General features: G+C 51.1%; 1 rRNA gene. It reads right to left on the bottom strand.

Going from position 1 to position 521, the window contains the following annotated elements:
• Positions 1–521, bottom strand: a 23S ribosomal RNA gene (locus KJK34_RS15450); the annotation flags it as partial.

Here is a 521-nt window from a genome sequence, read left to right as displayed (position 1 = left end):
CTCATCAATATTCCAACGCCCACATCAGATAGGRACCRAACTGTCTCACGACGTTCTGAACCCAGCTCACGTACCGCTTTAATTGGCGAACAGCCMAACCCTTGGAACCKRCTMCAGCTCCAGGATGCGATGAGCCGACATCGAGGTGCCAAACCTKMSCGTCGATGTGAWCTCTTGGSKMAGATAAGCCTGTTATCCCCGGSGTASCTTTTATCCGTTGAGCGACGGCCWTTCCACRAWGWACCGCCGGATCACTAAGTCCTGCTTTCGCACCTGCTCGACTTGTAAGTCTTGCAGTCAACCACACTTTTACCTTTGTGCTCTGCATATGGTTTCTGACCATATTGAGTGTAGCTTTGAACGCCTCCGTTACTCTTTAGGAGGCGACCGCCCYAGTCAAACTACCCACCACGCACTGTCTCCTTCCCAGATAAGGGGAACGGGTTAGAAAATCAATTTAGCAAGGGTGGTATTTCAAGGTTGACTCCACTAGAACTAGCGTCCCAGCTTCAAAGTCTCCC

Origin of the sequence: Flavobacterium coralii (assembly GCF_019891545.1) — a bacterium.
Classification (GTDB): Bacteria; Bacteroidota; Bacteroidia; order Flavobacteriales; family Flavobacteriaceae; genus Flavobacterium; species Flavobacterium coralii.
The sequence above is the reverse complement of the archived record's forward strand: the minus strand, read 5'-3'. Positions and strand labels throughout refer to the sequence as shown.